This window comes from Neobacillus solisequens (genome assembly GCF_051233465.1).
GTDB lineage: Bacteria > Bacillota > Bacilli > Bacillales > Cytobacillaceae > Neobacillus.
The window spans coordinates 120,685-146,225 of record NZ_JBKFGJ010000019.1 but is presented as its reverse complement, the minus strand read 5'-3'; the positions used below and the strand labels follow the sequence as shown (position 1 = coordinate 146,225).

Here is a 25,541-nt window from a genome sequence, read left to right as displayed (position 1 = left end):
AGTAGGAAAAATAAATGAAAAAATTAACTTCGATCATCATGACAATTGGACTTGGCGGTTCCTTGCTTTTAGCAGGATGCAGTTCATCGGATAGTAAGGTTTCAGAGGGTGTAAATAAAATGTTGGATACAACAGAACAGTTATCCAAAGCAATTGACAAGGGGGACCAGGCAAAAGTAAAAGAAGTCGGTCCTAAACTTGAAGATCAATGGTCCTCTTTTGAAGATGATGTAAAGAAGGATGATAAAGATCTTTACGAAAAAATTGAAAAATATCTTGATCCAACCATTGCAGGCTCAGAGGCAGATACACTGGATAAAAAAGCATTAGGCACGTTGAATGATCAATTGACTGATGCCCTAAAGGAATTAGCAGACAAAACTAAATAATATCCGTTCAAAGGGGTTAATCTCATTTTGTTTGAGATTAACCCCTTTTTGAATTTTCTAGATTAGAAGAGACCTGCCTCTCTTGCTGCATCGCTTTAAGCAATCCACTATTCTTTAATCAGTTTTTTCTCTAGTAGATCAACCAGCTGGTACATAATCGTGGCAATCACCGCAATCACCAAAAGTGACAAAAAGACAAGTGTAAAATTAAAGACTTGGAAGCCGTATATAATCATGTATCCAAGGCCCTTCGAGGAAACAAGGAATTCTCCAACAATGACACCAACCCAAGACAACCCCACATTTACCTTAAGTGTAGAAATGATAGTAGGAAAGCTTGCCGGTAGGATCGCTTCTCTGAAGCATTGGAATCGAGTGGCCCCAAATGTTTGCAGGACTTTTAAATAGTTAGAATCTACTTCTTTAAAAGATGTGTAGACAACAATGGCCGTGATGATGACCGAAATAATAACGCCATTGGCAATAATCGACGTGTATCCCGGACTTAGAGCGACGATAATGACAGGTCCTAAAGCCACTTTTGGCATTGCATTAAAGATTACTAAGTAAGGATCAAGTATTTTTGAAATAAATGGTGACCACCACAGAACCGTGGCTATCATAACACCCAGAACGGTCCCAATAATAAATCCAACTAACGTTTCCCAAACAGTGACACCTACATGCAAGAGCAAGGTGCCGTCGTGAATTTTTTCAACCAATAGGTTGAATATTTTTGAAGGGGAACTGAAGATCAGCGGATCGATCCATTGCTTTTGACTGAGAAACTCCCAGCTTGAAAAAAAGACCACAAAGATTACAGCCTGATAAAACAGTACCCATCTTTTTTCGACTTTCAAGGAATGAAGATATTTCTTATGGAGGATATCGATATTATTCTGTTTTAGATTCAAGGAGTTCCAACTCCTTCCAAATGGTTTGAAAAATACCTGAGTATGTTTCATGCCTTCGAGCTTCGAATGGGGACAAGTTTCGTAATTCTTCGGGCATCTCAAAAACTTTATGGATTCTTCCTGGTCTTGATGAAAATAGAAAAATTCGGTCACTCATGGCAATGGCTTCGCCAATATCATGGGTTACAAGGATGGCTGTTTTGCTAAATTGCTTTAATGTATTTGAAACTAAATCCTCAAGTTTTAATTTGGTTTGGTAATCAAGAGCGGAAAAAGGTTCATCTAGCATCAGAAGCTTCGGCTCTGTAGCCAGTGTTCTAACAAGGGCTACTCTTTGACGCATACCACCTGATAATTGCTTGGGAAGCTGCTTTTCAACACCACCTAAGCCAATTTGAGAAAGCAGGCTGAGAGCGTACGATTTGGATGCATCAGTTAACTGTTTTGATAATTTCAAACCCAACAGAATATTTTCTTCAATTGTTTTCCACGGAAACAAATAATCCTGCTGAAGCATATAGCCGATTTCATTTTTTGAGGTGGAGATCGGTTCATTTTCTAATAAAACCTTTCCCTGTGTTGGTTTAAGCAGGCTGGAAATAATCGTGAGTAGGGTTGTCTTTCCACAGCCACTTGGGCCAAGAAGGGAGACAAATTCTCCCTCCTCAACCGTAAATGAAATATTGGAGAGGGCCGTGGTGGCGGAATCTCTGGTGAAATACGTATGATGAATATCTTGAACTTGCAAGAAGCTCATTAGAACGGCCACCCTTTCCTGTTAGTTATTCATGACTTTTTTTGCATAACTAGTATTAACTAGCGTTTTATACTTTACTTCTTTCGGAAGCTCCCCAGCTTCTTTCATGATATTTTGCAAATTGTTCCATTCCTCTTCATCGAGGATTGGATCAGTAGCGAAAGAACCCTGGCTCTTATAGCGCTCAATCACGGTGTTCATAATTTCGGGATCTGTATCAGGGAAGAAAGGGGCAACAGCTTTTGCAATTTCCTCTGTGCTGTGTGTATTCACCCATTGCTGTGCCTTATAAATGGCGCGTGTGAATTTCTCGATTGTCTCTTTGTTTTTTTTCATATAGCTATCTTTGGCCATGAATGTGGTATAAGGAACATGCCCGGACTCTTTTCCAAAGGAAGCTACGATGTAGCCTTTCCCTTCTTTTTCAAAAATACTGGCGGTTGGTTCGAACAGTTGAACGAATTCGCCGGTTCCTGAAGCAAAAGCATTCGCAATGTTAGCAAAATCAACATTTTGAATCAGATTGAGATCCTTTTGAGGATCAATTCCATGGTTCTTCAGCACAAATTCACCGACCATTTGCGGCATGCCGCCTTTCCGTTGCCCGAGGAAAGTGGTCCCTTTCAATAAATCCCATGAAAAATTGTCAATTTTCTTTCTGGATACGAGGAAAGTACCGTCTGTTTGAGTGAGCTGCGCAAAATTGATCACCGGGTCACTAGAGCCCTGGGCATAGACATAGATGGACGTTTCCGAACCAACGAGGGCGATATCAGCACCACCCGATATAAGGGTAGTCATCGTTTTGTCACCACCCGGAGTAGTCGTCAAGGTCACATCTAATCCTTCTTCCTTAAAGAAACCTTTGGAAATGGCAACATATTGTGGTGCATAGAAAATGGATCTGGTTACTTCGGCAATCCGAACTTTTTCAACCTTCTTGGTGCCAGATTTTGTATTGGAATCATTATTACATGCCACTAGGGAAAACATTAGTAAAGAGATGACTAGAAAAGAAAAACTTATCTTTGACCATTTTTTCATAAATGCCTGAACCTCCTTATCTGGGCTATTGCCTAAGATATCGTATGAAACTGGAATGAATGTGTGAATACCCATTTGTCGATTTTAAAAAATAGATTAATAAGGTGAGTATAGGTAAAAATAATTTGACTATTCTGTTAAGTGCAATTATAATTTATTTAACTAACTACCGGTAGTTAGTATTGTTCGATAATATTTTAGAGAGGGTTGATAAATGGGATGAATAATTCTCCTGGACTGAAGCGTTCATTATCATTAGGTCATGTTATCTTATTCGGACTGTCCTTTATGGCTCCTATTACTGTTTTTACTACATACGGAATCGCGATTGAAAGCTCCAATGGGATGATCCCGACTGCATACATCATTTCCTTATGTATCATGCTTTTCACGGCCTACAGCTATGAGAAAATGGTTAAAGAGTTCCCTATAACTGGTTCAGCCTATACCTATGTGCAAAAAGGGATTAATTCCTCAATGGGTTTTCTTGTAGGCTGGGTTATTTTATTGGACTATTTGCTTAGCCCCATGATAAGTTCGCTGCTATTTGGAATTTTTGTTCATGCTTATTTACCATTCATTCCAGTTCCTCTATGTATTATTTTTTTCATTGTCATCATCACACTGATCAATATACTGGGAATTAAATTAGCAACAAATGTAAGCGCTATACTCCTTGCTTTTCAAATCCTTTTCATACTTGCTTTCTGTATCCTTTGTGTGAAAGGTCTTCTAGGTGGAAAAGGGTCAGGAGAAGTATGGTCGATAACGCCATTTCTTGTTTCAAACGTTCATTTTTCAAGTATTTTATCGATTGTACCACTATTATGCTTTAGCTTTTTAGGCTTTGATGCGGTAACCACATTGGCTGAAGAAACGAAAAATCCAAAAAAGACCTTACCGAAAGCCATTTATCTCATCACACTTATAGGTGGAGTACTATTCGTGGCATCAACCTATTTTGCCCAAGCCATTTACCCTAATTTTTCATCCTTTAAAGATCCGGAATCTGCCGCAGTAGAAATAGTAACGTATGTCGGCGGAAATTTGTTAAATGCCTTTTTCTTAAGTGTTACGGTGACAGCAGCTATCGCATCAGCCGTGGCCTCTGGTGGAAGTGGTTCAAGGGTTTTGTATGCGATGGGAAGGGAAAATATTTTGCCTGCTAAGGTATTCGGTTATCTCTCACCAAGATTTAGGACGCCTGTCTATAATATTTTGATAATTGCAGTCATTTCCATGAGTTCATTATTTTTAGACTTAAATACAGCAGCGGCTTTCATTAATTTTGGGGCACTATTTGCATTTACCTTTGTTAATCTTTCCGTAGTTGTTCATTACGTGATTAAGAAAAGACAGCGGACACTGAAAGATATCATTGTTTTCGGCATTATTCCGCTAATAGGTGCATGTATCACCGCCTTATTTTGGTCAATGTTAGATTTACATTCAATGATTCTAGGAAGTGTTTGGGGGTTACTGGGCTTTATTTACCTGTTGCATCTAACGAAATTCTTTAGGCACCGGCCACCGGAGTTAGACTTTGATGAAACAAATTTAGATGTACAAATATAAAAATGAAAAGATGGGAGATTCGTATGATAGCAGATATTATTCTATCAAGTGAGGCAGTTTTTACAGGACTGGAGGACAAACCGAAACCGGCAGCTGTTGCAATCTCGGAAAATCGAATCATCGCAGTTGGTCCATTCGATGAAATGGAAACATTAATCGGCGATAAAACGCTTGTCCATCACGTTGGCAATCAGTTAATTGTTCCGGGTTTTCACGATTTTCATATTCATGCCATGATGGGTGGGCTTGCACTTGAAAGCCTAAACCTTTTTGAGGCCCGTTCCGAGAGACAAGCTGTTCAAATGGTTCAGCAGTTTGCAGAATCAAATGAAGATGCTGAGTGGATTATTGGCTTTATGTGGGATTCCGGCTATTGGGAGGAGAAAAGACTTCCAGACCGTTCTTCCTTAGACGAAGCAATTCCTAATCGACCGGTAATTCTATTCCATGCGGAGGGACATTACGCTTGGGTAAACTCAAAAGCATTACAAATCGCAAAAATAGACAGGCATACTCCTAATCCCGCTTATGGGATTATTGAAAAGGGGGATGACGGGGAGCCTACTGGAATTTTAATCGAAGAGGCCACTTCACTAATAACCAATTATGCTTATGATTTTTCAAAAGAGAAAAAACGAAATTTATATAATGCCTTTCAAAATGAGGCAGTGAGGTTTGGTGTGACTGCCGCAAACAATTTATACGGCACCGAAATGCTAAGTAAATTGGATGATTTTGAACTATTTAAAGAGATAGAGAACGATGGCAAGCTCAACGTTCGAATGCACCTTTTCCCAGCTTTAAATGGTGATATTGAGGAAGCTTTACACTTACGAGGAAAATATCAGTCCGACAAATTAAGAGTTTCAGGACTAAAGCAATTTATTGATGGAGTGGTCACGAGCCGAACAGCCTGGATGTTGGAGCCTTATGGAGATCAGCCTGAAACCTGTGGTATGCCAGCCCATTCAGCAGAAGATATTAAAAAATGGGTGGTAGAAGCGGATCAACATGGTTTTAGCATTCGTTTTCACGCAATTGGCGATGCTGCAGTCCGTTTGGCACTTGATTCTTATGAGAATGCTCAAAATATTAATGGTAAAAAAGATTCGCGGCATGCCGTCGAACATATTGAAGTCATTCATCCGGAAGATATTTCACGGTTCGCAGAGTTAGACGTTATTGCTTCGATGCAGCCTAATCATTTTGCTATATCTGAAAGAGGTACCTATACAGAACGTATCGGCTTAGAACGAGAGAAATTTGTGTTTGCCATCAATTCGATAAAAAATACCGGCGCCAAATTATGCTTTGGGACAGATTTCCCCATTGATTCCTTGAATCCACTACCGCAAATTTATCGGGCCATAACCCGAATTGACAGCGGTGGTAAGGAGGTATGGAATCCAAAGGAAAGAATCCCGCTTGCTGATGCGCTTAAAGCTTATACAGCAGGTCCTGCTTTTGGAACCTTCCGGGAACATGAACTCGGCACTATTGAAGAAGGAAAGCTCGCTGATCTCGTTGTGCTTGACCGAAATCTATTTGAGGTTTCTCCCGAAGAGATTCTGAAAGCTTCTGTCCAAATGACCATAATGGATGGCAAAATAGTTTTTTCAAAGTCTGAAGATCTTGTTAAAATCAAATAATTTTAGAAAATGCTCTGTTTTAGTTAGAAACAGGGCTTTTTCCATTTTTTTAGACTATCTGCTATTTCCAGTTTATAATTTAGATAACAAGTGTTAGTTTCGGAGGAACTTATGACAAGAGATAAGATTATAGAAGCAGCATTGGTGCTTTTTGCTAAAAATGGATATGAAGGAACTACCTTAACGGAAATTGCAAAAGCAGTTGGAATCCAAAAGCCTTCCATTTACAATCATTTTAAAAGTAAAGAAGAGATCTTTCTGACCATTTATGAAAAGCTTCTATGGCTACATATTCATCAAATCGAAAAACTAATGGAGGAGATCAAGGGGTTAAGTGCGAAAGACCAACTTTTTGAAATCCTTAACTTAACAGTTCAATATCATATTCAATCAGAGGAACAATCAACATTTTTAAGCAGATCCGTTTTCTTTCCGCCTGAAAATTTAAAGAAACAACTGCGTGAACAGTTTATGGTTGCGGAAGATGCTGTTTCTGAAATATTAAGGACGATTATAAATAATGGCATGGAAAACGGAGAAATTCGTAAGGGTAATATAGAAGATTTAATCATGTCCTATTATTGTGTGCTTGATGGAATTTTTATTGAATTGTCCTATTACGGTGTTGAAAAGATGAAATCAAGGGTGGGCAGCATCTGGAACAATTTTTGGTTCGGGTTTAAAAATGTTTAACCATCCCTCTATAATTGCCCTTGATTTTCAAGGGCTTATTTATTTTTTTGTTGGTTGATTATTACATCAGCCTCGGGAAATTATAAGGAATGAATTGGTGTAAGTAATAATAGAAATTTGGTTCATAGGGGCAAAAAAGGGGTGCCCCGGTCGTTATGAATGTATCATAAAGTTCGCATAGGCAAAAAACTTAGCCTGGCCTTTATAATTGCTGCATAGACCCCACAATTACATAAGAAAATCCTAAAAGAGCATTTTTGTCAGGGCTATAGAAACCATAAAAAAATAAAACAAAGGAACCATCAAAATGAACAAATCAAACGGCAAAATAATCAATATACAACGTTTCCCCTCTCCCAATCCAAATGTTGAACTAAAGATCATCACCTATCTTTCCAACGGGCTCAAAGTAAAGGGATTGCTGGCGGAGCCTAAAGGGGAAACAACGCATGAGGGTTTTCTCTATTTGAGGGGCGGCATTAAAAATGTCGGCAAGGTCCGCCCGGCCCGGGTGGCTCAGTTCGCGCAGGAAGGTTTCATTGTCTTTGCACCGTATTATCGGGGAAACCAGGGTGGTGAGGGGAATGAGGATTTTGCAGGCGAAGATAGGGAGGATGCATTTTCGGCGTTTCTACTGCTAAAATCACTACCACAAGTCCAAAACATCCACATCTTTGGATTTTCAAGGGGCGGTGTCATGGCTTTGTTAACCGGTATCCAATTTCCAGATGCCGCTTCGCTTGTGACATGGGGCGGCGTCAGTGATATGAGTCTGACCTACCAAGAACGAAAAGACCTGAGAAGGATGATGAAACGGGTAATTGGAGGGACGCCAGAAAAGCTACCGGAACAATACCAGTCAAGAACACCACTGTACCATTTAGAATCATACGAACCCCCGACTTTAATTATTCATGGAGTGAATGACCATAATGTCTCGGTGGAGCATTCCCGCCGTTTGGAAAGACGGCTGAAATCTCTTGAGAAACCGGTTGAATGTTGGTATTTTGAGGGCTTCACCCACTACTTCCCTCCAGAAATCAATCGAAAAGTCGTCCAGGATTTAACGAAGTGGATGAAAAAACATGGCAAATAATGATAAGATATAGATATAACTAGTAGAGGAGCGAATTTTATGGGAATGCCTCTTGAATTAAATACACTGATTGTTACAAAAGGCAGGGAAAAACGGATTGAAGAAAATCTGTTTGAGCTTGAAAAAGAAGGTTATCGTCTTTATCCGATTGAGATACCAGTTGATGTTAGAAAAACTTTGGATTGCAGTTCCAGTGGTACAGCGCTAATTAAAAAGGTTACATGGGAAAATAACCTGACCACCATCACATACCAATTAATCTCATTAAATTCAACGAACTAAGCAGGGGGTAACAGACCTGCTTTTTATTTTTGCAAAAAAGTGTAAGATTTTTCGGGTATCCCCGTCTTATTTTTAGAAATAGCAATTGAGAGGAGGGCTAGGGGTGGAGGAAAATGATTTAATCGAAAAATGGTTTATTCAATATGAGAAGGATGTCACCAATTACCTCGTCTATTATACCAGCTCACCAGATGTTGAGGATTTGGTTCAGGAAACATTCCTGCAGGCATATCGGGCATTGAGCCGTTTTAAACATGAATCGAGCCCTAAGACATGGCTGATTTCCATTGCCCGAAATGCAGCGATTGATGTATATCGAAAAAAAACGATCTGGCAAAAATTGAAGGAGCAGCTTCAAAATGAGCCGGCAATGCACCGAGAGTCACAAACGGAAACCATATTTTTTCAAAAAATGGAAAATGTCAATTTGTACGAAGCCATAGACCAGCTAAAGCCCAATTACAGAGACGTTATTTTGCTAAGGGGGATTGCAGAATTGTCATCCCGAGAAACAGGGCAGGTTCTTGGTTGGACGGAAAATAAGGTGAATGTGACGTTTTCACGAGCGATAAAAAAATTAAATGAACGCTTAAAGGAGGGAGATTTTTTTGAGCAATTTATCGGGTAAAGAGTTGTTGGAAAAGATGGCTGAATTTCCTAAGCATGAATTAACCACGAAACAAAGAACTGAAATGTTAAAAAAAATAACAGTGGCCAAAAGGCCGAAAAAGCTGATAAATCTACAAAGAATCGGTGCATTGGCCGCTGTTCTCCTCCTTGCCTTTATTGGACCGCTTTTGTATTTTAGCTATTCTGAACAAGATCCTTCGCAAAATTTGGGTGCATCTCCTATAAAAGAAATTCAGGCTGATTATTTTGCGTTGGTTGATCAGGAAGGGAAGCCACTCTATATAGACAGTAATTTCGGGATCCCAAATAAAGTAAGTTTATTAGCGCCAAAAGAATGGGTGGCACGCGATAATCGCTCACTCGCGAAAATCATGATCTTTTTATGGGGGAAAGACATTCAACAAAACCAAATTCTTAATATAGATGCTGTCAATGTCAAGACAGGAGCTAAATTGCATTTGGATAATGCTGAACTAGGTGCAGGAATGTACGGGGCGGATGCCCATGCACTGGCAAGCTTTAAACAGTTAGATAGCCCTGGGATATGGAATTTGATTTTTACAGTCTATAATAGTTCCGGTAAAAAGAAACAGGTTGGTGAATTTTCTATTTATGTAAAAAAACCATATATCACAATAGGCAACTCTACTTTATTAATCTCAGAAGAGGATATATATGCCGGTTTTTATGAGGATGTCTATTTAGAGGTTGAAGGCGATCATCTCCCAAACGAGATCCAATTAGAGGTATTTCAATTAGAAACGGCCGAGCCGGAGACTTTTTCCTTTAAGGAAAAAACCGACTTTACAACAACTGAAGGGAAAAAGATTTCCATGTACAAAGGGAATTTCCAAATTAAGAAAAGTGGCAAATATCGATTTACGGTGTTAAACCAATCACAGTCTGTTGATGTAGGCAGGCCGATAGATGAAAACAAATAAAAATGCGATTCATAATCGAATCGCATTTTTTGTAGTTATTACGCAATCGGTCCGCCAAGCTCTTCCACTTTAGGATCGATGTTTTCGAATTTTTTAAAGTTGTCACGGAATTTGCCAGCTAATTCTTTGGCTTTTTCTTTATAGGCATTTGCATCTAGCCATGTCTTCGATGGTAGGAGTACTTCGTCCGGAACACCAGCAATATGAAGTGGAATATTCAATCCGAAAATGTCATCCTGCACTGTTTCCACATTATTTAATTCACCTTCAAGGGCTGCTTGAATCATAGCTCTTGTGTAAGCAAGCTTCATACGGTTACCGACACCATATTCGCCGCCAGTCCAGCCTGTATTGACCAGGAAGACATTAACATTGTGTTCTAAAATTTTCTCACCCAACATTTCGGCATATCTCTGTGCCGGTAGAGGTAGGAATGGTGAACCAAAGCATGTGGAGAAGGTTGCCTGTGGTGAAGTAATTCCGCGCTCAGTTCCAGCAAGCTTTGATGTATAACCGCTCAAGAAATGATACATGGCTTGTTCTTTTGTTAATTTTGAAATCGGAGGTAGTACTCCAAAAGCATCTGCTGTTAGGAATACAATCGTATTTGGGTGGCCTGCAACGCTAGGCTGTACGATATTATCGATTGCATCAATAGGATAAGCTGCGCGTGTGTTTTCTGTTAATGTTCCATCATCATAATCAGGAATTCTTGATTCTTGATTAATCACCACATTTTCAAGGACTGTACCAAAACGGATGGCATCAAAGATTTGCGGTTCTTTCTCTCTACTTAAGTTGATACATTTTGCATAGCAACCGCCTTCAATATTGAAGACCCCGTTGGATGACCAGCCATGCTCATCGTCACCAATTAGGCGGCGATTCGGATCAGCGGAAAGCGTCGTTTTCCCTGTTCCGGATAAGCCGAAGAATAAGGCAACATCCCCTTCAAGCCCCACATTTGCCGAGCAATGCATGGAAAAGATATGGTTTTCTGGCAATAAGTAATTCATGACAGAGAAAATTGATTTTTTCATTTCACCAGCATATTCTGTTCCGCCGATTAACACAATGCGCTGTTCAAATGAAATAATAATAAACGTTTCTGAATTTGTACCGTCAACTGCTGGGTCCGCTTTAAAGGAAGGGGCAGAAATCACCGTAAATTCCGAGTCATGGGTTAATAGTTCCTCTTCAGTTGGACGGATGAACAATTGATGGGCAAATAAATTATGCCATGCTAATTCATTGATGACTTGAATCGGTAACCGTGACTTTTTATCAGCACCAGCAAAGCCCTTAAACACAAAAATTTCTTTTTGCTTTAAGTATTCTATTACTTTGTGATAAAGTTTAGTAAATACCTCTTCTGAAATCGGTTGATTCAATGATCCCCAAGCGATTTTATCTTTAGTTGATGGCTCAAATACAGTAAATTTATCTTGAGGTGAACGGCCTGTATACTTTCCTGTAGAGACCGTAATTGCACCCGATGCAGTTAAGGATCCTTCGTTTCGGCTCAAAATTTTCTCGACTAACTGCGGCACGGATAATTGGACATGTGCCTGGCTTTCCTCCAGAAACTGCTTTAATTCATTTGGGACATGAACAGAATTCATTTAATGAGACCTTCCTTTATTTTAATTTTGATATTTGTAATATTAATAATAATTAGTATAACATATTTAAATAAATAGTCTATACTAATTGATAAAATTAGGTACCATTTTATAATTTTACTAAATATTTTGAATGGAAATCTAGTAAGAGATATGTATGATTTATAGAAAGTTTCTTAAAAATCCATTGACTTTATTCTTTGGTGTGTTATGATTTTGATTTGAACGGATACTCTCTTATCCCGAGCTGGTGGAGGGACAGGCCCTATGAAACCCAGCAACCTGCAGTCGATGTAAATGGAGATATTTCATCTCAAATTCGATGCAAAGGTGCTCAACCTGTTGCAAGGCTTGTCCTTGAACGATAAGAGTGAAAGGAACGCAAACTTTTGCTATTAACCTTTCCTCATTGGGAAAGGTTTTTTTATTGGGTAAAATTTGCAGCATACATAAGACTATATGACCATCTTTAGACTTTCAGCTGAGTTTTTATGTAGTTTTTCATAAAAAACTTGAGTTTATTTCATACTATAAGGGATGAGTTCCGTATCAAATCCGAGGTTACGTGTTCAGGTATGTTCATACCCGCACAATTAACTTCACTTATTTTATTAAATAGGAGGAATTCAGATTGTCAACAAAACGTCGTTTGTTTACTTCTGAATCAGTAACTGAAGGTCATCCTGATAAAATTTGTGACCAAATTTCTGATTCCATTTTAGATGCTATTCTAGCAAAGGATGCTAACGCCCGTGTTGCGGCTGAAACGTCGGTTACAACTGGTTTAGTGCTAGTTGCCGGAGAAATTACAACTTCTACTTATGTAGATATTCCAAAAATTGTCCGTGAAACGATTAAAGAGATTGGTTACAATCGTGCTAAATATGGCTTTGATTCTGAAACTTGTGCAGTATTAACTTCTATTGATGAACAGTCCCCTGATATTGCCATGGGTGTCAATCAGGCCCTGGAAGCCCGTGAAGGTCTAATGTCTGAAGAAGAAATTGAAGCAATCGGTGCCGGTGACCAAGGGTTAATGTTTGGGTTTGCCTGCAACGAAACAAAAGAGCTTATGCCGCTTCCAATTTCCCTTGCACATAAGCTTGCCCGACGTTTGGCAGAAGTTCGTAAGGAGGATATTCTTCCTTATCTTCGCCCGGATGGAAAAACTCAGGTTACAGTTGAATACGATGAAAATGATAAGCCGGTTCGAATCGATACGATCGTTATTTCCACTCAGCATCACCCGGAAATTACGCTTGAACAGATTCAACGTAATATCAAGGAACATGTCATCAATCCGGTTGTTCCAAAAGAATTAATTGATGAAAACACGAAGTACTTTATTAACCCTACAGGACGCTTTGTTATCGGTGGACCTCAAGGGGATGCTGGTTTAACAGGCCGTAAAATTATAGTAGATACTTATGGAGGATATGCTCGCCATGGCGGTGGTGCTTTCTCCGGAAAAGATCCTACAAAGGTTGACCGTTCCGCAGCTTATGCTGCACGCTATGTTGCGAAGAATATTGTTGCAGCAGGTCTGGCTGAAAAATGTGAAGTTCAGCTTGCTTATGCCATTGGTGTGGCTCGTCCAGTATCAATTTCGATTGATACGTTTGGTACCGGCAAAGTGAACGAGGATATATTAGTAGATCTAGTCAACGCGAACTTCGACCTTCGCCCTGCTGGCATCATTAAAATGTTAGATTTACGTCGCCCGATATATAAACAAACAGCTGCCTACGGACACTTTGGCCGTGCAGATGTAGATCTTCCATGGGAGCGTACAGATAAAGCGGAAGCATTACGAGAGCAAGCAGGAAATCGATAATGATGGATGGGAGTTACCTAAACGGTGTAACTCCCATTTTGTATTTGGTTTTTTTTTGTTCAGTGATTCCTAGGGCCTGAATAGAATGTTTAAATAGGTCTTTAGAAGGCAAAAAATGAGAATATCCATAAATTCCTTTTGTTCACAGTGCCATTTTAATAAAAAAGTGGTAGTATTAGATGGTATGTTTTAAATGGATTTTTAGAAAAATGGAGTAGGTGGTACATAATGTGTGGTTTTATTGGTTGTGTACACGACAAACCGCAAAATTACAGTGACGAGCAAAAACAATTATTTACAAATATGAATGATATTATTACGCACCGGGGCCCGGATGATGATGGCTTTTTTTATGATGAACATATTCAATTTGGGTTCCGCCGTTTAAGTATCATTGACATAGAATCCGGTCATCAGCCGCTAACCTATGAGAATGAGCGTTATTGGATTATTTTTAATGGCGAGATTTATAACTATGTAGAGTTGCGTGAGGAATTGCTTAAAGAGGGCTTAACCTTCTCCACAAGCTCCGATACAGAAGTGATCATAGCGTTATACAGCCATTTAAAAGAAAAAGCAGTGGAAAAGCTGCGCGGTATGTTCGGTTTTGTCATTTGGGATAAACAGGAGCAAACCCTTTACGGTGCCAGAGATCCGTTTGGAATTAAACCTTTCTTTTATATGGAGGATGGAGAAAGAACTTTCTTTGGCTCTGAGAAAAAAAGTATTTTACTGGCACTTGAAAATGATGTTTTAAACTATGATGCCTTACAGCACTATTTAACTTATCAATTTGTCCCTGAGCCTGATACCTTATCTGAAGGTATTAGAAAGCTTGAGCCTGGCCATTATTTTACGAAAAAAATTGGCGAGCCTATGAAGATGAACAGATATTGGAAAGCACACTTTAAGCCTGTGGACAAAGCGGAAGCAGATTTTATAAAAGAAATTCGTGACGTCATGTTTGATTCTGTGAAAATGCATATGCGCAGCGATGTGCCAGTTGGTTCATTCCTTTCAGGCGGGATTGATTCTTCGATTATAGCTTCTATCGCCAAGGAGTTTCATCCAGCGATTAAGACATTTTCAGTCGGATTTGAGCACAATGGTTTCAGTGAAATTGATGTCGCAAAGGAGACCGCTGAAAAGCTTGGTGTAGAAAACATTAGCTATGTGATTTCACCGCAAGAATACATGAATGAGATTCCAAAAATCATGTGGCATATGGATGACCCATTAGCAGATCCGGCTTGTGTTCCATTATATTTCGTTGCACGTGAAGCAAGGAAGCATGTAACGGTTGTCCTTTCCGGAGAAGGTGCAGATGAGTTGTTTGGCGGTTATAATATTTATCGCGAGCCGCAATCTCTAGAAGTGTTCAATAAAATTCCTCGCATCGGCAAAGTACTCTTAAAGGGAATTGCCAATATGATGCCTGAAGGAACAAAAGGAAAAAGCTTTATCGAGCGTGGTGTAACTCCAATGGAGGAACGATACATTGGGAACGCCAAAATGTTTACAGAAGAGGAAAAGCGCGACTTGTTAAACGTTTATCGTGAAGGCTTGAAATATACGGATATCACTAAACCGCTTTATGTTGAATCTAATGGGTACGATCCGGTTGACCGGATGCAATATATTGATATCCATACTTGGATGCGCGGCGACATTTTGCTGAAGGCTGATAAAATGACGATGGCTCATTCATTGGAGCTTCGTGTACCTTTCCTTGATAAAGCTGTGTTTGAGGTAGCATCGAAAATTCCAACCAGTTTGAAAACAGCAAATGGAACCACTAAGTATGTGTTGCGCAAAGCCGCAGAAGGCATTGTACCGGACCATGTCCTGAACCGGAAGAAACTTGGTTTCCCTGTACCAATTCGCCATTGGTTGAAGGCAGAAATGAATGAGTGGGCTAAAAATATCATTCGGGAAAGTCAGACTGATCATTTACTTAATAAAGCCTATTTATTAAAGCTTCTTGATGACCATTGTCTAGATAAAGCTGATAACAGCCGGAAAATCTGGACTGTGCTGATGTTTATGGTTTGGCATCAAATATATGTTGAAAATGTCTATTCCTTTCAACTGGAAAAAGATCTAAATAAAGTTCGTGAAACAGTACAACACTAAAAAAGTAAGCACCCAGAAATTTTTGGGTGCTTTTTATATATCCTTATTTATCGGAATTTTTTTGTTGGCAGGACTTATAAAATTGGGCCTTTTCCGCATATTCTCTAGTAATTCTGTTCATGTCTTTTCGATCTTCCGGAGTGATTTCTCTCATAACTTTTGCCGGTCTGCCAAATGCTAAGGTATTAGGAGGAATTTTTTTTCCTTGGGGGACAAGACTTCCTGCCCCAATAAACGCGCCCTCGCCAATTTCAGCCTGGTCAAGTATAATAGAGCCCATGCCAATGAGGGCACCTTTTCGAATGGTACAGCTGTGCAGGATCACTTGATGGCCAATAGTCACTTCATCTTCTAAAATCAGCGGGTTATTGGGGCTTTGATGTAGGATGGAATTATCTTGAATATTAACCTTTTTACCAATTTTGGTTGGGGCAACATCGCCTCTAATGACGGAATTAAACCAGACGCTGGATTCCTCACCAATTTCCACGTCACCGGTAATGGTTGCATAATCTGCAATAAACACGCTGTCGGCTATCTTTGGATAAATGCCCTTATAAGGATATATCATTGTGTTCGCTCCTTTAGAAAAAGTAATTATATTTTACCGAATTTTAACACCATTTTTCAAAAATAAATATCAGTAAGCAAAGTCGAAAACTAAAGGATTCTTTTTTAAAATATGATAAAATACAAAAATGATCAACTCTGTAATTATTGAGTCTAGGGGGATAAAATCATGTGGAAATGGGAAGCAGAAGGGGGAGCAAAAGGAGTAATCGTGATTGTTCACGGAGCCATGGAACATCATCGCCGCTATGGTTGGTTGATTGAGATGTGGCGTTCTTCAGGCTTCCATGTCATTATGGCTGACCTTCCCGGACAAGGGATGACGACTAGATCTCGCCGCGGTCATATTGATTCATTTGATGAGTACATAATTGAGGTAAAGGACTGGATCCAGGCAGCTTATCGTTATGACCTCCCTGTATTCTTATTAGGGCATAGCATGGGGGGGCTGATTTCCATTCGATTATTGCAGGAAGAGAATGTAAATATAGCGGGTGTGATTCTTTCATCACCATGTTTAGGCTTGGTTAATAAACAGCCTAAATTAATCGAGCTGTTATCTTATTTATTAAATATTGTTTTTCCTTCGCTAAGAATGAATACCGGGCTTACCGTGCAAATGGCAACGAGAAACGATGAAGTCAGAGAAGCCGACTCCAACGATACACTTTACGTGACAAAAGTTTCCATTAGATGGTATCGTGAATTGGTTGAGGCCATAAAACAGGCCTTTCAGGAAATTGAACATACAAAGGACGTTCCTATGCTGGTCATGCAAGCAGGAGCTGATAAGATTGTAAATAAAGTGCCAGTAAGGGAATGGTTTAATTTTGTTCCTTTATCGGAAAAAAGATTTAAAGAATGGCCAAAATGCTATCATGAAATTTTTAATGAACCTGAACGTGAAGAAGTATTTGAATACGCGAAGGATTTTGTCATGAGTCAGCTCAAAGCAATTGGCTATATTGTGTAGAAAGGGTGTTATTTGCCATGATGCCATTCACCCTCATGTCCAGGGTTTACCGAAAAATACTTCCAGCAGCACATAAAGAATTGGCTTATTGGAAAAGCCGTGCTGCACAAATTCCTAATCCAGAGCTAAGAAAACAAGCTTTGGCAAGTATTGAGCATAAAACCTTTCATTGTGAAGGTGGTTCCATTTTGGCGATTACTGCCAATGATCAGTACAAAAAAGCAATCCAATTTATTGTCGCCTATCAGACAATTAGTGATTATTTAGATAATTTATGTGACCGAAGTACTTCACTCGATCCGGATGATTTTGCGGCTTTGCATGAATCCATGAAGGATGCACTTAATATTGATGCTGAGCCCCAAAATTATTACCGGTTGCGTGAGGATCAGGATGATAACGGTTATTTGAATGAGTTATCAGGTACATGTCGCTCCCTGCTGCAGGAGCTGGAACATTATGACATAATTAAGGATTATTTATTGGAGCTTTGTCATTATTATTGTGATTTGCAAATCCACAAGCATGTAAAGCTGGAAGAACGGGTGCCCCGTTTGGAAAGGTGGTTTCGCGATTATCAAACTGGACTGCCCGAAATGGAATGGTATGAGTTTTCAGCTTGTTCAGGCTCTACATTGGGAATATTTTGCCTCGTTTCTTATGCTTTCCGCAACGATTTTAAAGCGGATGATGCCGAAAATATACGGAAAGGATATTTTCCCTATATCCAAGGTTTGCATATTCTTTTGGACTATTTTATCGATCAAGAAGAAGATATTGTTGGGGGGGATTTAAATTTTTGTGCCTATTATAAAAATCAAGAAACACTCTTCAACAGATTAAAGCACTTTGTGACTGAAGCAGACAAGCATACCGATTTCCTTCCGCACAAACAATTTCATCGATTAATTAACCGTGGACTGCTGGGGATTTACCTATCGGATTCAAAGGTAAGAAAACAAAAAGAAGTAAGAAAATTAGCGAAAAAAATTATTAAGTCCGGCGGCTGGGTTAGCTATTTCTTTTACTTCAACGGATTAATGTATCGTTCTTTTCAGAGGGCAGTGCCTTCCTTTGTTTTAAGAATGATGAAATAAAAACCAGGCCACAGCCTGGTTTTTATCGTTTTTCGATCGCCACAATAAATGGCGGGTTATTTTGTTGATTGATAAATTGATACTGAAGAACATGTGCCGTTTTTTGGTCCAAGCTGCGGCAAAATTGCAGCAAAGCATCTCTTTCAACCGCACCTTCATCATGTCCGTGGTAGATCACCAGCACCATTATTCCTTCAGGTGCCATAATCTGCAGCAGCTGCTTAATGGCTTCAATGGTTGTTTCCGGCTGAGTTACCACCGATTTATCACTGCCGGGAAGATAACCAAGATTAAAAATGGCCCCGCTAATCCTTCCGTGATGAATGGGTGGAATAAGGTTAGCTGCCTTTTCATGACCATCAAGGAATAACGTTACTCGGTCTAGTAAGCCAGATTGCTTTAAGCGATCTTGGGTAGTAATAAATGCCTGTTCCTGAACATCAAACCCGTACACTTGGCCATTTTCGCCAACGAGATCCGCTAAGTAAACCGTATCATAGCCATTTCCGATAGTCGCATCTACAACCGCATCGCCCGGTTTGACTGCTTTTTCAAGTAATATTTTAGCATAGGGAAGAACTCGATCCAGCTTCATTGTTTGATTTCCCCCTTTACTTTACATACCTTTTTCCTTGCCAGCTGTCACGCCTTTTTAACTCAGCATCAATGGCGTTCAAAACTTCCCACTTGTTTACGCTCCACATTGGGCCAACCATCAGGTCAATTGGTCCATCCCCGGTGATCCGGTGCACAATCATTTCAGGTGGTAAAATTTCGAGTTGGTCACATACTAAATTTACATAGTCCTCTTGTGAGAGAAACTCAAGCATGCCTTTTTCATATTGCTTAACCATTGGTGTTCCCTTTAATAAGTGAAGCAGGTGGATTTTAATACCTTGAACATCTAATTTTGCAACCTCACGTGCGGTTTCCATCATCATGTCGTAGTTTTCAAGCGGAAGACCGTTTATGAGGTGCGAACAAATCCGAATTCCGTGTTTTCTAAGCTTATTTACCCCATCCACATAGCATTGGAAATCATGGGCACGGTTAATTAACATTGCCGTTCGTTCATGAACAGTTTGTAGGCCAAGCTCCACCCATAAATAGGTTCTTTCATTTAATTCCGCCAAATATTCCACAACATCATCAGGGAGACAATCAGGACGAGTGGCAATTGACAGACCCACTACCCCATCTTGTTTTAACACTGTTTCATATTTTTCTTTAAGGATCTCAACAGGTGCATGAGTGTTTGTAAAGGCCTGGAAATAAGCCATATATTTGCCGTCTTTCCACTTGGTATGCATCTTTTCTTTGATGTCACTGAACTGTTTTTCAAGGGACTCTGCACGATTGCCAGCATAATCACCTGACCCCGCTGCACTGCAAAATGTGCAGCCGCCATGGGCAACTGTACCGTCACGGTTTGGACAATCAAAGCCGCCATCAAGAGCTATTTTAAAAACCTTATGGCCAAATTGCTGGCGAAGATGATAATTCCAAGTATGATAGCGTTTGTCATCAGAAGCATATGGAAAAGGTTTAGTCTGAAGCATTCTCAGAAAACCTCCTTTATTAGAATAAGCATAAGGTTTATTTTAACATGAAGCATGATGCATATCCAAATGTAATTCTTTCATGCAAAATTCCCAATAATTATTAAAGAATCGATGTTATAGGAAAAAGTGTGCGGAACAAAATAAGAAATGAAGCAGTGCGCTTCATTTTGCAGATTTCAACATCATGAAGGGGGTCCATGAGATGGCTACTCGAGATTCGATGGAAGACTTAATGCAGCAGGTAGAAGATACGGTTCGCTATGCGGAGGAGCAATTTAAGCAAAGCAGCATGCAAGAGCATTACAATAACGATGATTATACTCAGGCTTTGCAGCGGTTGGAGCAAACCTACCAGGATATTTGCAAAATAGCCCATAGTGCGAATTCACAACAGCGAGATCAGCTTCATCGTATGAGACTTCAAATTCAGCAACTTCAAAACAGTATGATTTTAGAAGGGTAGGAGGAAACCGTTTTGAAAAAGCGATCCAAACAACAAAACCCGGAACAAAAAACAAGAAACGGCATTAATAATCAAGATCTTGAATTAGGGCAGGATATCGATTTAGTAAAGCAGTCTAAAAAGAAATATGAAAATAGCGGCGGTCAACCAGTAAAATCGAAATTTCATCAAGAAAAAGATCAATCTTCATAAATTTTTCAAAAAATCTCTCAACAAATTGTTGGGAGATTTTTTTATTAAGAAGTGGGAATTAATCCCTAAAAATTAAATTTCTCACTAAATACAAATTGTAAATACAGGAAATTTCTGTTCACATATTAGCAAAATCTGATTATCACTTTGTGATTTTGGTCACGGAATGGGATTCTTTTACATGGTTTAAATAGGGTAAGGATTTTACGAAAGCTCATTCAAAAACCCCTTTTTCCGTTAGGCGAACCGGATCAATTTGGCGGTTCCCTAACCCTTTTCATAATTTATGTGAAGGTGTTCACATTTTATCCATCATTATTTTTTAGGGAGAATTACGTATGAAAAAAATAATCTATATTCTTTTAATCCTATTTGCTGTTGTAAGCCCTTCCGCCTGCTTTGCTGAAGAGTCTTCCAATGTCTTAGGCATGGAAGAACTTTCGATTCAGGTGATGCCAGAATATACCTACCATCCAAATGATAAAAAAAAGGACCATGCCCCTCTGTTAATCGGCTATCAAGGATCGATGGTCAACAATTCAGATCAGCCACAGAAAGGGCTGATTGAAATACCGCTGCCAATAAAGGAGAAAAATTTCCGGATTGGTTATGTGGCCGACTATTCAAGTGATTTGACAAAAACCAATGAAATTGAATATTCGATTGATCGTGAAAAAGGAACAATCTCCTGGACAACAAGTAATGAAATCCCACCTCAAGAACGCTACAAATTTGTCATTGAGTATTATACAGATAGCTTACAAGTGAATCATGACGATAAATCGCTGACTTACCATTTTACCAGTTTTGCCGATATTGGCTTGGTCAATGTTTACTTTACCCAACCTGATCAAGCAAAAAAGTGGAAGCTGACACCTGCACCCGAGGAGAAAAGTCATGCTGATGGAAAAAAATCCTTTGCTTATCACTTCCAAAATGTAAAAGACGGCACCGAAAAAAACTTCAAACTTACCTATAAACGGCTAGAAACAAAACCAGTCCTGGAGCTGCAGCAATCAAAAAATTTGAACAAAAGAAATAATGTTAGTCAGATTAATCACCTTGCTATTGGTGCATTTGGAGGGGTTAGTGTCTTATCCATTGGAGCCCTGGCCGTTTTGATAAAAAGAAGAAAGAACTAGTTTTCCTAATTAAGGGATTAGGGTACGAGAGTACTTTAATACATACACAGAGAGAGAAAACAAAATCTATGGGAGGTGAAGAAATGTTTAAAAAGCTGCTGAAAATTGACAAAAAGTTTTTAGTAGTGCTGGCAGTTCTCATTGGCGTGTTTTTATCGTTTTCAACCGTAAAAACCCTGGCTTATCTTGATTCACCGGGCTTCTGTCAAAATTGCCATACGATGCAGTCTCAGTACACTTCATTCATGGATTCTACTCACGCGGAACTTCAGTGTAATGATTGTCATTTACCGCATAAGAGCGAAATGGGAAAGTTATTTTTCAAAGGTCGTGCGGGTATGACTCATATTTACTATAACACTCTTGGCACAGAGAAGATTCCGCAAGAGATCCATGCAACGGAACGAACGAAAAGCATTATGAATGATAACTGTATCTCCTGTCATAAGAGTACGCTGACAAACATCTCGCACGATGCGAAGGATAGCTGTACATCTTGTCACAAAACTGTACCGCACGGCAAAGGCTTTAAGGATAGTCATTTTAATGAGCCGCCTAAATCAGGGGAGTTATTAGAAAATAAGGGAGGATATTAAGAATGAGAAAGTTCCGTAACGGGGCAATTCTTCTCCTGCTGGCTTTTGTTTTAGTCATTACTGGCTGCAGTAAAGATACAGCAAGTGAAAAGACAGCCAATGCGGCAGGCAAGAAGACGACAGGGCTCTCAGAAAATGAGATAAGCAATGAGGCATTTAAAAACTTATTTCCATTGCAATACAATAGCTATATGAAAAATAAAAAAATGGAGGATACCAAATACGGCGGTTCCGTCAAACGAAGTAAATATGATCCGGATAAAGAGCCGCTGTTGCCGATTTTGTTCAATGGTTATGGTTTTGCAACTGAGTACAATGAAGACCGCGGCCACGTTTATGCTTTAGAGGATATCCGCAGTGTGAAGCGGATAACCGATAAGTCTGTAGGTTCCTGTTATACATGTAAATCTACAGCAGTTCCACAAATGATTAAGGAGATGGGAGACAGCTATTGGGGCGCCAATTTTAATAAAGATATTTGGCCCAAGGGAGAGGCGATGGGCCACTCGCCAATTGGCTGTTCTGACTGTCATGATCCGAAAACCATGGATTTACGGGTTACCCGACCAAGCTTCTATAAAGCTTTAAAAGCTAAGGGCGTAGATGTTTCCAAACCGACGAAAAACGATATGCGCAGCTATGTTTGCGGCCAGTGCCATGTCGAGTATTATTTCTCTGCGAAAAATAGTGAAGTAACCTTCCCATGGACAAAAGGCTTCAAGCCAGATGAAATGTATGAATACTACAGTACCATTGCCAAGGAAAACGGCTTTGAAAAGGACTATATCAGCAATATTTCCGGAACGCCAATTTTAAAAGCACAGCACCCTGAGTTTGAAACTGCCTCTTCCGGTACACATGGAAAAGCAAATGTAGCTTGTGCCGACTGTCATATGCCTTATGAGCGCGTAGATGGTAAGAGAAAGATTTCCTCCCACTGGTGGACATCACCACTTAAAACGATGCAAACATCTTGTGGCCAGTGCCATGGAGATCGTGACTTAGATAAGCTCAAAGATCGCGTAATTGAGATTCAAGATGCCAACGTAAAAGCCTTGCATGAAGCTCAAGATACTTCAACTAGTGCTCATTACTATGTCAATAAAATGATTACATCAGGTGTCAGCCAAGCGAAGATTAAAGAGGCTCAGGAGCATGTCCGTAAGGGTCAATGGTTCTGGGATATTATTGCAGCGGAAAATTCAGCCGGATTCCATAACCCACAAGGTTCAATGGATTCATTGAGGATATCTCTTGACGAATCAAACAAAGCCATCCAACTTGCAACAGAAGAATTGGTCAAGAAAGGTGTTAACCTTGAGGAATTGAATGCTGAAATTGAAAAAGTGAAGACAGCCGTAGCGGATGAGAAGGTAAATGAGAAGAAGAAAGATCATGCCGTAAACAGCTACTTCCCTGGCCAAGCACCAGTTGTACCGACCATTCCGACCACGACTAAGAAATAAATCCATACCTTGGGACACCGTTTCTCTAAGCAGAGACGGTGTTTTCTTTACCTTATACTTTTTTGGGGAGCTAAAAATGACGAACTAAAATGATTGCACTCCGTATGAAAACCGTCTAAAATTACCTAGGGTAACGAAATATTTTTACAGAATAAAGGAGCGTTTTTCATGCCTCGTGCCATATGGCTTTTAGTTCTTGGGATGGCGGTGAATACTATTGGCTCTTCTTTTTTATGGCCTTTAAATACAATCTATCTTCATAACCATTTAGGAAAATCTTTATCTGTTTCAGGGATTGTTCTAATGATAAACTCTGGTGCCAATGTGATTGGTAACTTATATGGTGGACATTTATTCGATAAAATCGGCGGCTATAAATCCATTATACTCGGAATCGGCATCTCATTAATTGCACTATTGGGTCTAACCTTTTGGCATGGGTGGCCTGTGTATGTGATCTTCTTAACGATTATTGGTTTTGGAACTGGGATTATATTTCCATCGATGTATGCGATGGCAGGCTCAGTTTGGAAAGAAGGCGGCCGAAAAACCTTTAATGCGCTTTATGTCGCACAAAATGTTGGTGTTGCAGTAGGAGCAGCACTTGGCGGAATTGTGGCTGATTATTCATTTGAATACATTTTCTTGGCAAATACCCTGATGTTTATTGTATTCATGTTGATTGCTGTTTTTGGCTACAGAGGAATAACGGTTGAGTCCATCATGCATGATCATAATCAAGGTTCAGGTCAACCTCTTAAAAATAACGGCCAACTTCAGCCGTTATTAATATTATGCCTAGGTTACCTGTTATGCTGGGTTGCCTATAATCAATGGACGACCACCATTGCTTCTTATACCCAAGAGATTCATATTTCTCTGTCACATTATAGTTTGCTTTGGACCATTAACGGAGCGCTTATTGTTATAGGGCAGCCAGTATTAAATGGTATCCTTTATAATATCAGGACCTCGTTAAAGGGACAAATGCTGATTGGGATTGTCATTTTTATTGTTTCTTTTATTATCGCAGGAAGGGCAACTGCATTTTCAGGATTCCTTGTCGCGATGATTATTTTAACAATCGGGGAAATGTTTGTCTGGCCTGCCGTTCCTACGGTAGCTTTTAGCTTGGCACCAAAAGGCAGGGAAGGATTCTATCAGGGGATTGTCAACAGCACCGGTACAGGAGGTAGGATGATTGGGCCGGTCCTTGGCGGGATGATGGTGGATCTTTATAGTATGTCAGTACTGTTTACCGTACTGATCGGTTTATTCCTTATTGCCATTATTACCACGTTAACCTATGACCGAATTCTGAAAAAGGAACAGGTATTACCGTCTTGCTCCCATACAGACTAAAGTGCAGGATACGCTCCTGCACTTTTTTAGTATCCGAGTTTATAGACTCAAAAAGTTGTCAAGTATGTAAATAGGCATATGTTTACTTGCATCCAATTAGAAAATTTAATACAATAAAAATTATCTTATACTTTTATATGGAAAGACTGTGAGTAGGAGTAGTAGTGGTTAATTCCTGACATTTAGAGAGTTGGCGGCTGGTGCAAGTCAACCGGGAAGATCATGAACTCGCCTAGGAGTCGCAAACATGAATTTAGTAATGTTTGCCGTACCCCGCGTTAAGGGTTATGAAGCGAGTGTTTACAACACTAATGTGGGTGGTACCGCGGGAAGATACATACATACAGATCCTCTCGTCCCTTTTTTGGGATGAGGGTTTTTTTATTTGGGCTGTGTTAAGGAGCAATGCTGTTCTTGAACCCCTTGTTGATTGGAGCGGAAGGCACGTAGACTCCAGTGGGAGTACGGAGCAGGTGAGACCCCGCAGGCGCTAAAGCGCTGAGGAGGCTCACCGGACCGCCCACGGAAAGCGAAGTGCCTGGAGCGCAAATTAACAACC

The 25,541-nt window shown here is 39.8% G+C and carries 25 protein-coding genes, 1 riboswitch and 1 other annotated feature; of the genes, 18 read left to right on the top strand and 7 right to left on the bottom strand.

Annotation, left to right across the window (positions count from 1 at the left end):
- The first annotated feature begins 14 nt into the window (after positions 1–14).
- On the top strand, positions 15–389 hold the full coding sequence (locus ACI3K6_RS18375; protein WP_435555968.1) for a hypothetical protein: 375 nt from the start codon (positions 15–17) through the stop codon (positions 387–389).
- Between the two features lie 107 nt (positions 390–496).
- Here ACI3K6_RS18375 and ACI3K6_RS18370 read toward each other — a convergent pair whose 3' ends face one another.
- Genes ACI3K6_RS18370 through ACI3K6_RS18360 form a run of 3 tightly spaced genes read right to left on the bottom strand, consistent with a single transcriptional unit; the run spans position 497 to position 3,104 of the window.
- Positions 497–1,303: an ABC transporter permease gene (locus ACI3K6_RS18370; RefSeq protein WP_335474362.1), complete on the bottom strand. Its 807-nt coding sequence runs from the start codon at positions 1,301–1,303 to the stop codon at positions 497–499.
- Positions 1,284–2,060, bottom strand: a complete 777-nt coding sequence (locus ACI3K6_RS18365; RefSeq protein ID WP_435555967.1) for an ABC transporter ATP-binding protein — start codon at positions 2,058–2,060, stop codon at positions 1,284–1,286. The genes ACI3K6_RS18370 and ACI3K6_RS18365 overlap by 20 nt, the downstream gene beginning before the upstream one ends.
- 21 nt (positions 2,061–2,081) lie before the next feature.
- A complete protein-coding gene (locus ACI3K6_RS18360) occupies positions 2,082–3,104 on the bottom strand; it encodes an ABC transporter substrate-binding protein (protein WP_435555966.1) in 1,023 nt (340 codons plus the stop codon).
- A 219-nt stretch (positions 3,105–3,323) separates the two neighbouring features.
- Here ACI3K6_RS18360 and ACI3K6_RS18355 point away from each other — a divergent pair, with 219 nt between their 5' ends.
- The 7 genes from ACI3K6_RS18355 to ACI3K6_RS18325 all read left to right on the top strand — a co-directional run bounded on the left by ACI3K6_RS18355 (position 3,324) and on the right by ACI3K6_RS18325 (position 9,970).
- The gene (locus tag ACI3K6_RS18355) at positions 3,324–4,679 is read left to right on the top strand and encodes an APC family permease (RefSeq protein WP_435555965.1); all 1,356 of its coding nucleotides are present in this window, start codon (positions 3,324–3,326) and stop codon (positions 4,677–4,679) included.
- A 23-nt stretch (positions 4,680–4,702) separates the two neighbouring features.
- A complete protein-coding gene (locus ACI3K6_RS18350) occupies positions 4,703–6,328 on the top strand; it encodes an amidohydrolase (RefSeq protein ID WP_435555964.1) in 1,626 nt (541 codons plus the stop codon).
- A 111-nt stretch (positions 6,329–6,439) separates the two neighbouring features.
- Positions 6,440–7,021 (top strand): TetR/AcrR family transcriptional regulator, encoded by a 582-nt coding sequence (locus ACI3K6_RS18345; protein WP_435555963.1) that lies wholly within the window; start codon positions 6,440–6,442, stop codon positions 7,019–7,021.
- Between the two features lie 307 nt (positions 7,022–7,328).
- Positions 7,329–8,117, top strand: coding sequence for an alpha/beta hydrolase family protein (locus ACI3K6_RS18340; RefSeq protein WP_435555962.1), 789 nt, complete (start codon positions 7,329–7,331; stop codon positions 8,115–8,117).
- 39 nt (positions 8,118–8,156) lie between these two features.
- The gene (locus ACI3K6_RS18335) at positions 8,157–8,399 is read left to right on the top strand and encodes a DUF2584 domain-containing protein (RefSeq protein WP_335474370.1); all 243 of its coding nucleotides are present in this window, start codon (positions 8,157–8,159) and stop codon (positions 8,397–8,399) included.
- Between the two features lie 103 nt (positions 8,400–8,502).
- On the top strand, positions 8,503–9,027 hold the full coding sequence (locus ACI3K6_RS18330) for an RNA polymerase sigma factor (RefSeq protein ID WP_435555961.1): 525 nt from the start codon (positions 8,503–8,505) through the stop codon (positions 9,025–9,027).
- Positions 9,008–9,970: a hypothetical protein gene (locus ACI3K6_RS18325; protein WP_435555960.1), complete on the top strand. Its 963-nt coding sequence runs from the start codon at positions 9,008–9,010 to the stop codon at positions 9,968–9,970. Before ACI3K6_RS18330 ends, ACI3K6_RS18325 begins: the two co-directional genes overlap by 20 nt.
- A gap of 38 nt (positions 9,971–10,008) precedes the next feature.
- On the opposite strand, the gene pckA is transcribed toward ACI3K6_RS18325, so the two are convergent.
- Positions 10,009–11,592 carry a phosphoenolpyruvate carboxykinase (ATP) gene (pckA, locus tag ACI3K6_RS18320; protein ID WP_335474376.1) on the bottom strand — a complete coding sequence of 528 codons (1,584 nt, stop codon included), beginning with the start codon at positions 11,590–11,592 and terminating at the stop codon, positions 10,009–10,011.
- A gap of 234 nt (positions 11,593–11,826) precedes the next feature.
- A riboswitch (SAM riboswitch) is annotated at positions 11,827–11,963 on the top strand.
- A gap of 260 nt (positions 11,964–12,223) precedes the next feature.
- Between pckA and metK the strand changes: the two genes are divergently transcribed.
- Together metK and asnB are read left to right on the top strand one after the other, a co-directional pair.
- Positions 12,224–13,426 (top strand): methionine adenosyltransferase, encoded by a 1,203-nt coding sequence (gene metK, locus ACI3K6_RS18315; RefSeq protein ID WP_435555959.1) that lies wholly within the window; start codon positions 12,224–12,226, stop codon positions 13,424–13,426.
- 228 nt (positions 13,427–13,654) lie between these two features.
- Positions 13,655–15,559: an asparagine synthase (glutamine-hydrolyzing) gene (gene asnB, locus ACI3K6_RS18310; RefSeq protein WP_435555958.1), complete on the top strand. Its 1,905-nt coding sequence runs from the start codon at positions 13,655–13,657 to the stop codon at positions 15,557–15,559.
- A 43-nt stretch (positions 15,560–15,602) separates the two neighbouring features.
- On the opposite strand, the gene ACI3K6_RS18305 is transcribed toward asnB, so the two are convergent.
- On the bottom strand, positions 15,603–16,130 hold the full coding sequence (locus tag ACI3K6_RS18305) for a gamma carbonic anhydrase (RefSeq protein WP_335474383.1): 528 nt from the start codon (positions 16,128–16,130) through the stop codon (positions 15,603–15,605).
- 168 nt (positions 16,131–16,298) lie between these two features.
- Here ACI3K6_RS18305 and ACI3K6_RS18300 point away from each other — a divergent pair, with 168 nt between their 5' ends.
- Both ACI3K6_RS18300 and ACI3K6_RS18295 read left to right on the top strand, forming a co-directional pair.
- Complete coding sequence (locus tag ACI3K6_RS18300) at positions 16,299–17,102, top strand: alpha/beta hydrolase (protein WP_335474385.1); 804 nt, start codon at positions 16,299–16,301, stop codon at positions 17,100–17,102.
- 17 nt (positions 17,103–17,119) lie between these two features.
- A complete protein-coding gene (locus tag ACI3K6_RS18295) occupies positions 17,120–18,199 on the top strand; it encodes a tetraprenyl-beta-curcumene synthase family protein (protein ID WP_435555957.1) in 1,080 nt (359 codons plus the stop codon).
- A gap of 22 nt (positions 18,200–18,221) precedes the next feature.
- Here the strand turns inward: ACI3K6_RS18295 and mnmM are convergent, their stop codons facing one another.
- Together mnmM and mnmL are read right to left on the bottom strand one after the other, a co-directional pair.
- Positions 18,222–18,794: a tRNA 5-(aminomethyl)-2-thiouridylate-methyltransferase MnmM gene (gene mnmM / locus ACI3K6_RS18290; protein WP_435555956.1), complete on the bottom strand. Its 573-nt coding sequence runs from the start codon at positions 18,792–18,794 to the stop codon at positions 18,222–18,224.
- A 16-nt stretch (positions 18,795–18,810) separates the two neighbouring features.
- Positions 18,811–19,758 (bottom strand): tRNA modification radical SAM protein MnmL/YtqA, encoded by a 948-nt coding sequence (mnmL, locus tag ACI3K6_RS18285; protein WP_335474391.1) that lies wholly within the window; start codon positions 19,756–19,758, stop codon positions 18,811–18,813.
- A gap of 205 nt (positions 19,759–19,963) precedes the next feature.
- On the opposite strand from mnmL, the gene ACI3K6_RS18280 reads away from it, so the two are divergent.
- The 6 genes from ACI3K6_RS18280 to ACI3K6_RS18255 all read left to right on the top strand — a co-directional run bounded on the left by ACI3K6_RS18280 (position 19,964) and on the right by ACI3K6_RS18255 (position 24,982).
- A complete protein-coding gene (locus ACI3K6_RS18280; protein ID WP_335474393.1) occupies positions 19,964–20,224 on the top strand; it encodes a YtzC family protein in 261 nt (86 codons plus the stop codon).
- Positions 20,225–20,236: 12 nt separating this feature from the next.
- On the top strand, positions 20,237–20,416 hold the full coding sequence (locus ACI3K6_RS18275; protein WP_335474396.1) for a glycogen biosynthesis protein GlgD: 180 nt from the start codon (positions 20,237–20,239) through the stop codon (positions 20,414–20,416).
- A gap of 338 nt (positions 20,417–20,754) precedes the next feature.
- Complete coding sequence (locus tag ACI3K6_RS18270; protein ID WP_435555955.1) at positions 20,755–21,558, top strand: hypothetical protein; 804 nt, start codon at positions 20,755–20,757, stop codon at positions 21,556–21,558.
- Between the two features lie 83 nt (positions 21,559–21,641).
- The gene (locus tag ACI3K6_RS18265) at positions 21,642–22,154 is read left to right on the top strand and encodes a NapC/NirT family cytochrome c (RefSeq protein ID WP_335474400.1); all 513 of its coding nucleotides are present in this window, start codon (positions 21,642–21,644) and stop codon (positions 22,152–22,154) included.
- A gap of 2 nt (positions 22,155–22,156) precedes the next feature.
- On the top strand, positions 22,157–23,620 hold the full coding sequence (locus tag ACI3K6_RS18260; RefSeq protein ID WP_435555954.1) for an ammonia-forming cytochrome c nitrite reductase subunit c552: 1,464 nt from the start codon (positions 22,157–22,159) through the stop codon (positions 23,618–23,620).
- A 168-nt stretch (positions 23,621–23,788) separates the two neighbouring features.
- A complete protein-coding gene (locus ACI3K6_RS18255) occupies positions 23,789–24,982 on the top strand; it encodes an MDR family MFS transporter (protein WP_435555953.1) in 1,194 nt (397 codons plus the stop codon).
- A 139-nt stretch (positions 24,983–25,121) separates the two neighbouring features.
- Positions 25,122–25,346: a binding site (T-box leader), on the top strand.
- The last annotated feature ends 195 nt before the right edge of the window (positions 25,347–25,541 follow it).

Bases quoted from the DNA above. Each gene is read 5' to 3' on its own strand.
- ACI3K6_RS18295 (WP_435555957.1), top strand. From the start codon at position 17,120: ATGATGCCATTCACCCTCATGTCCAGGGTTTACCGAAAAATACTTCCA.
- asnB (WP_435555958.1), top strand. From the start codon at position 13,655: ATGTGTGGTTTTATTGGTTGTGTACACGACAAACCGCAAAATTACAGT.
- mnmL (WP_335474391.1), bottom strand. From the start codon at position 19,758: ATGCTTCAGACTAAACCTTTTCCATATGCTTCTGATGACAAACGCTAT.
- ACI3K6_RS18360 (WP_435555966.1), bottom strand. From the start codon at position 3,104: ATGAAAAAATGGTCAAAGATAAGTTTTTCTTTTCTAGTCATCTCTTTA.
- ACI3K6_RS18350 (WP_435555964.1), top strand. From the start codon at position 4,703: ATGATAGCAGATATTATTCTATCAAGTGAGGCAGTTTTTACAGGACTG.
- mnmM (WP_435555956.1), bottom strand. From the start codon at position 18,794: ATGAAGCTGGATCGAGTTCTTCCCTATGCTAAAATATTACTTGAAAAA.
- ACI3K6_RS18375 (WP_435555968.1), top strand. From the start codon at position 15: ATGAAAAAATTAACTTCGATCATCATGACAATTGGACTTGGCGGTTCC.
- ACI3K6_RS18280 (WP_335474393.1), top strand. From the start codon at position 19,964: ATGGCTACTCGAGATTCGATGGAAGACTTAATGCAGCAGGTAGAAGAT.
- pckA (WP_335474376.1), bottom strand. From the start codon at position 11,592: ATGAATTCTGTTCATGTCCCAAATGAATTAAAGCAGTTTCTGGAGGAA.
- ACI3K6_RS18340 (WP_435555962.1), top strand. From the start codon at position 7,329: ATGAACAAATCAAACGGCAAAATAATCAATATACAACGTTTCCCCTCT.
- ACI3K6_RS18345 (WP_435555963.1), top strand. From the start codon at position 6,440: ATGACAAGAGATAAGATTATAGAAGCAGCATTGGTGCTTTTTGCTAAA.
- ACI3K6_RS18270 (WP_435555955.1), top strand. From the start codon at position 20,755: ATGAAAAAAATAATCTATATTCTTTTAATCCTATTTGCTGTTGTAAGC.
- ACI3K6_RS18260 (WP_435555954.1), top strand. From the start codon at position 22,157: ATGAGAAAGTTCCGTAACGGGGCAATTCTTCTCCTGCTGGCTTTTGTT.
- ACI3K6_RS18365 (WP_435555967.1), bottom strand. From the start codon at position 2,060: ATGAGCTTCTTGCAAGTTCAAGATATTCATCATACGTATTTCACCAGA.
- ACI3K6_RS18255 (WP_435555953.1), top strand. From the start codon at position 23,789: ATGCCTCGTGCCATATGGCTTTTAGTTCTTGGGATGGCGGTGAATACT.
- ACI3K6_RS18335 (WP_335474370.1), top strand. From the start codon at position 8,157: ATGGGAATGCCTCTTGAATTAAATACACTGATTGTTACAAAAGGCAGG.
- ACI3K6_RS18265 (WP_335474400.1), top strand. From the start codon at position 21,642: ATGTTTAAAAAGCTGCTGAAAATTGACAAAAAGTTTTTAGTAGTGCTG.
- ACI3K6_RS18300 (WP_335474385.1), top strand. From the start codon at position 16,299: ATGTGGAAATGGGAAGCAGAAGGGGGAGCAAAAGGAGTAATCGTGATT.
- ACI3K6_RS18305 (WP_335474383.1), bottom strand. From the start codon at position 16,130: ATGATATATCCTTATAAGGGCATTTATCCAAAGATAGCCGACAGCGTG.
- ACI3K6_RS18355 (WP_435555965.1), top strand. From the start codon at position 3,324: ATGAATAATTCTCCTGGACTGAAGCGTTCATTATCATTAGGTCATGTT.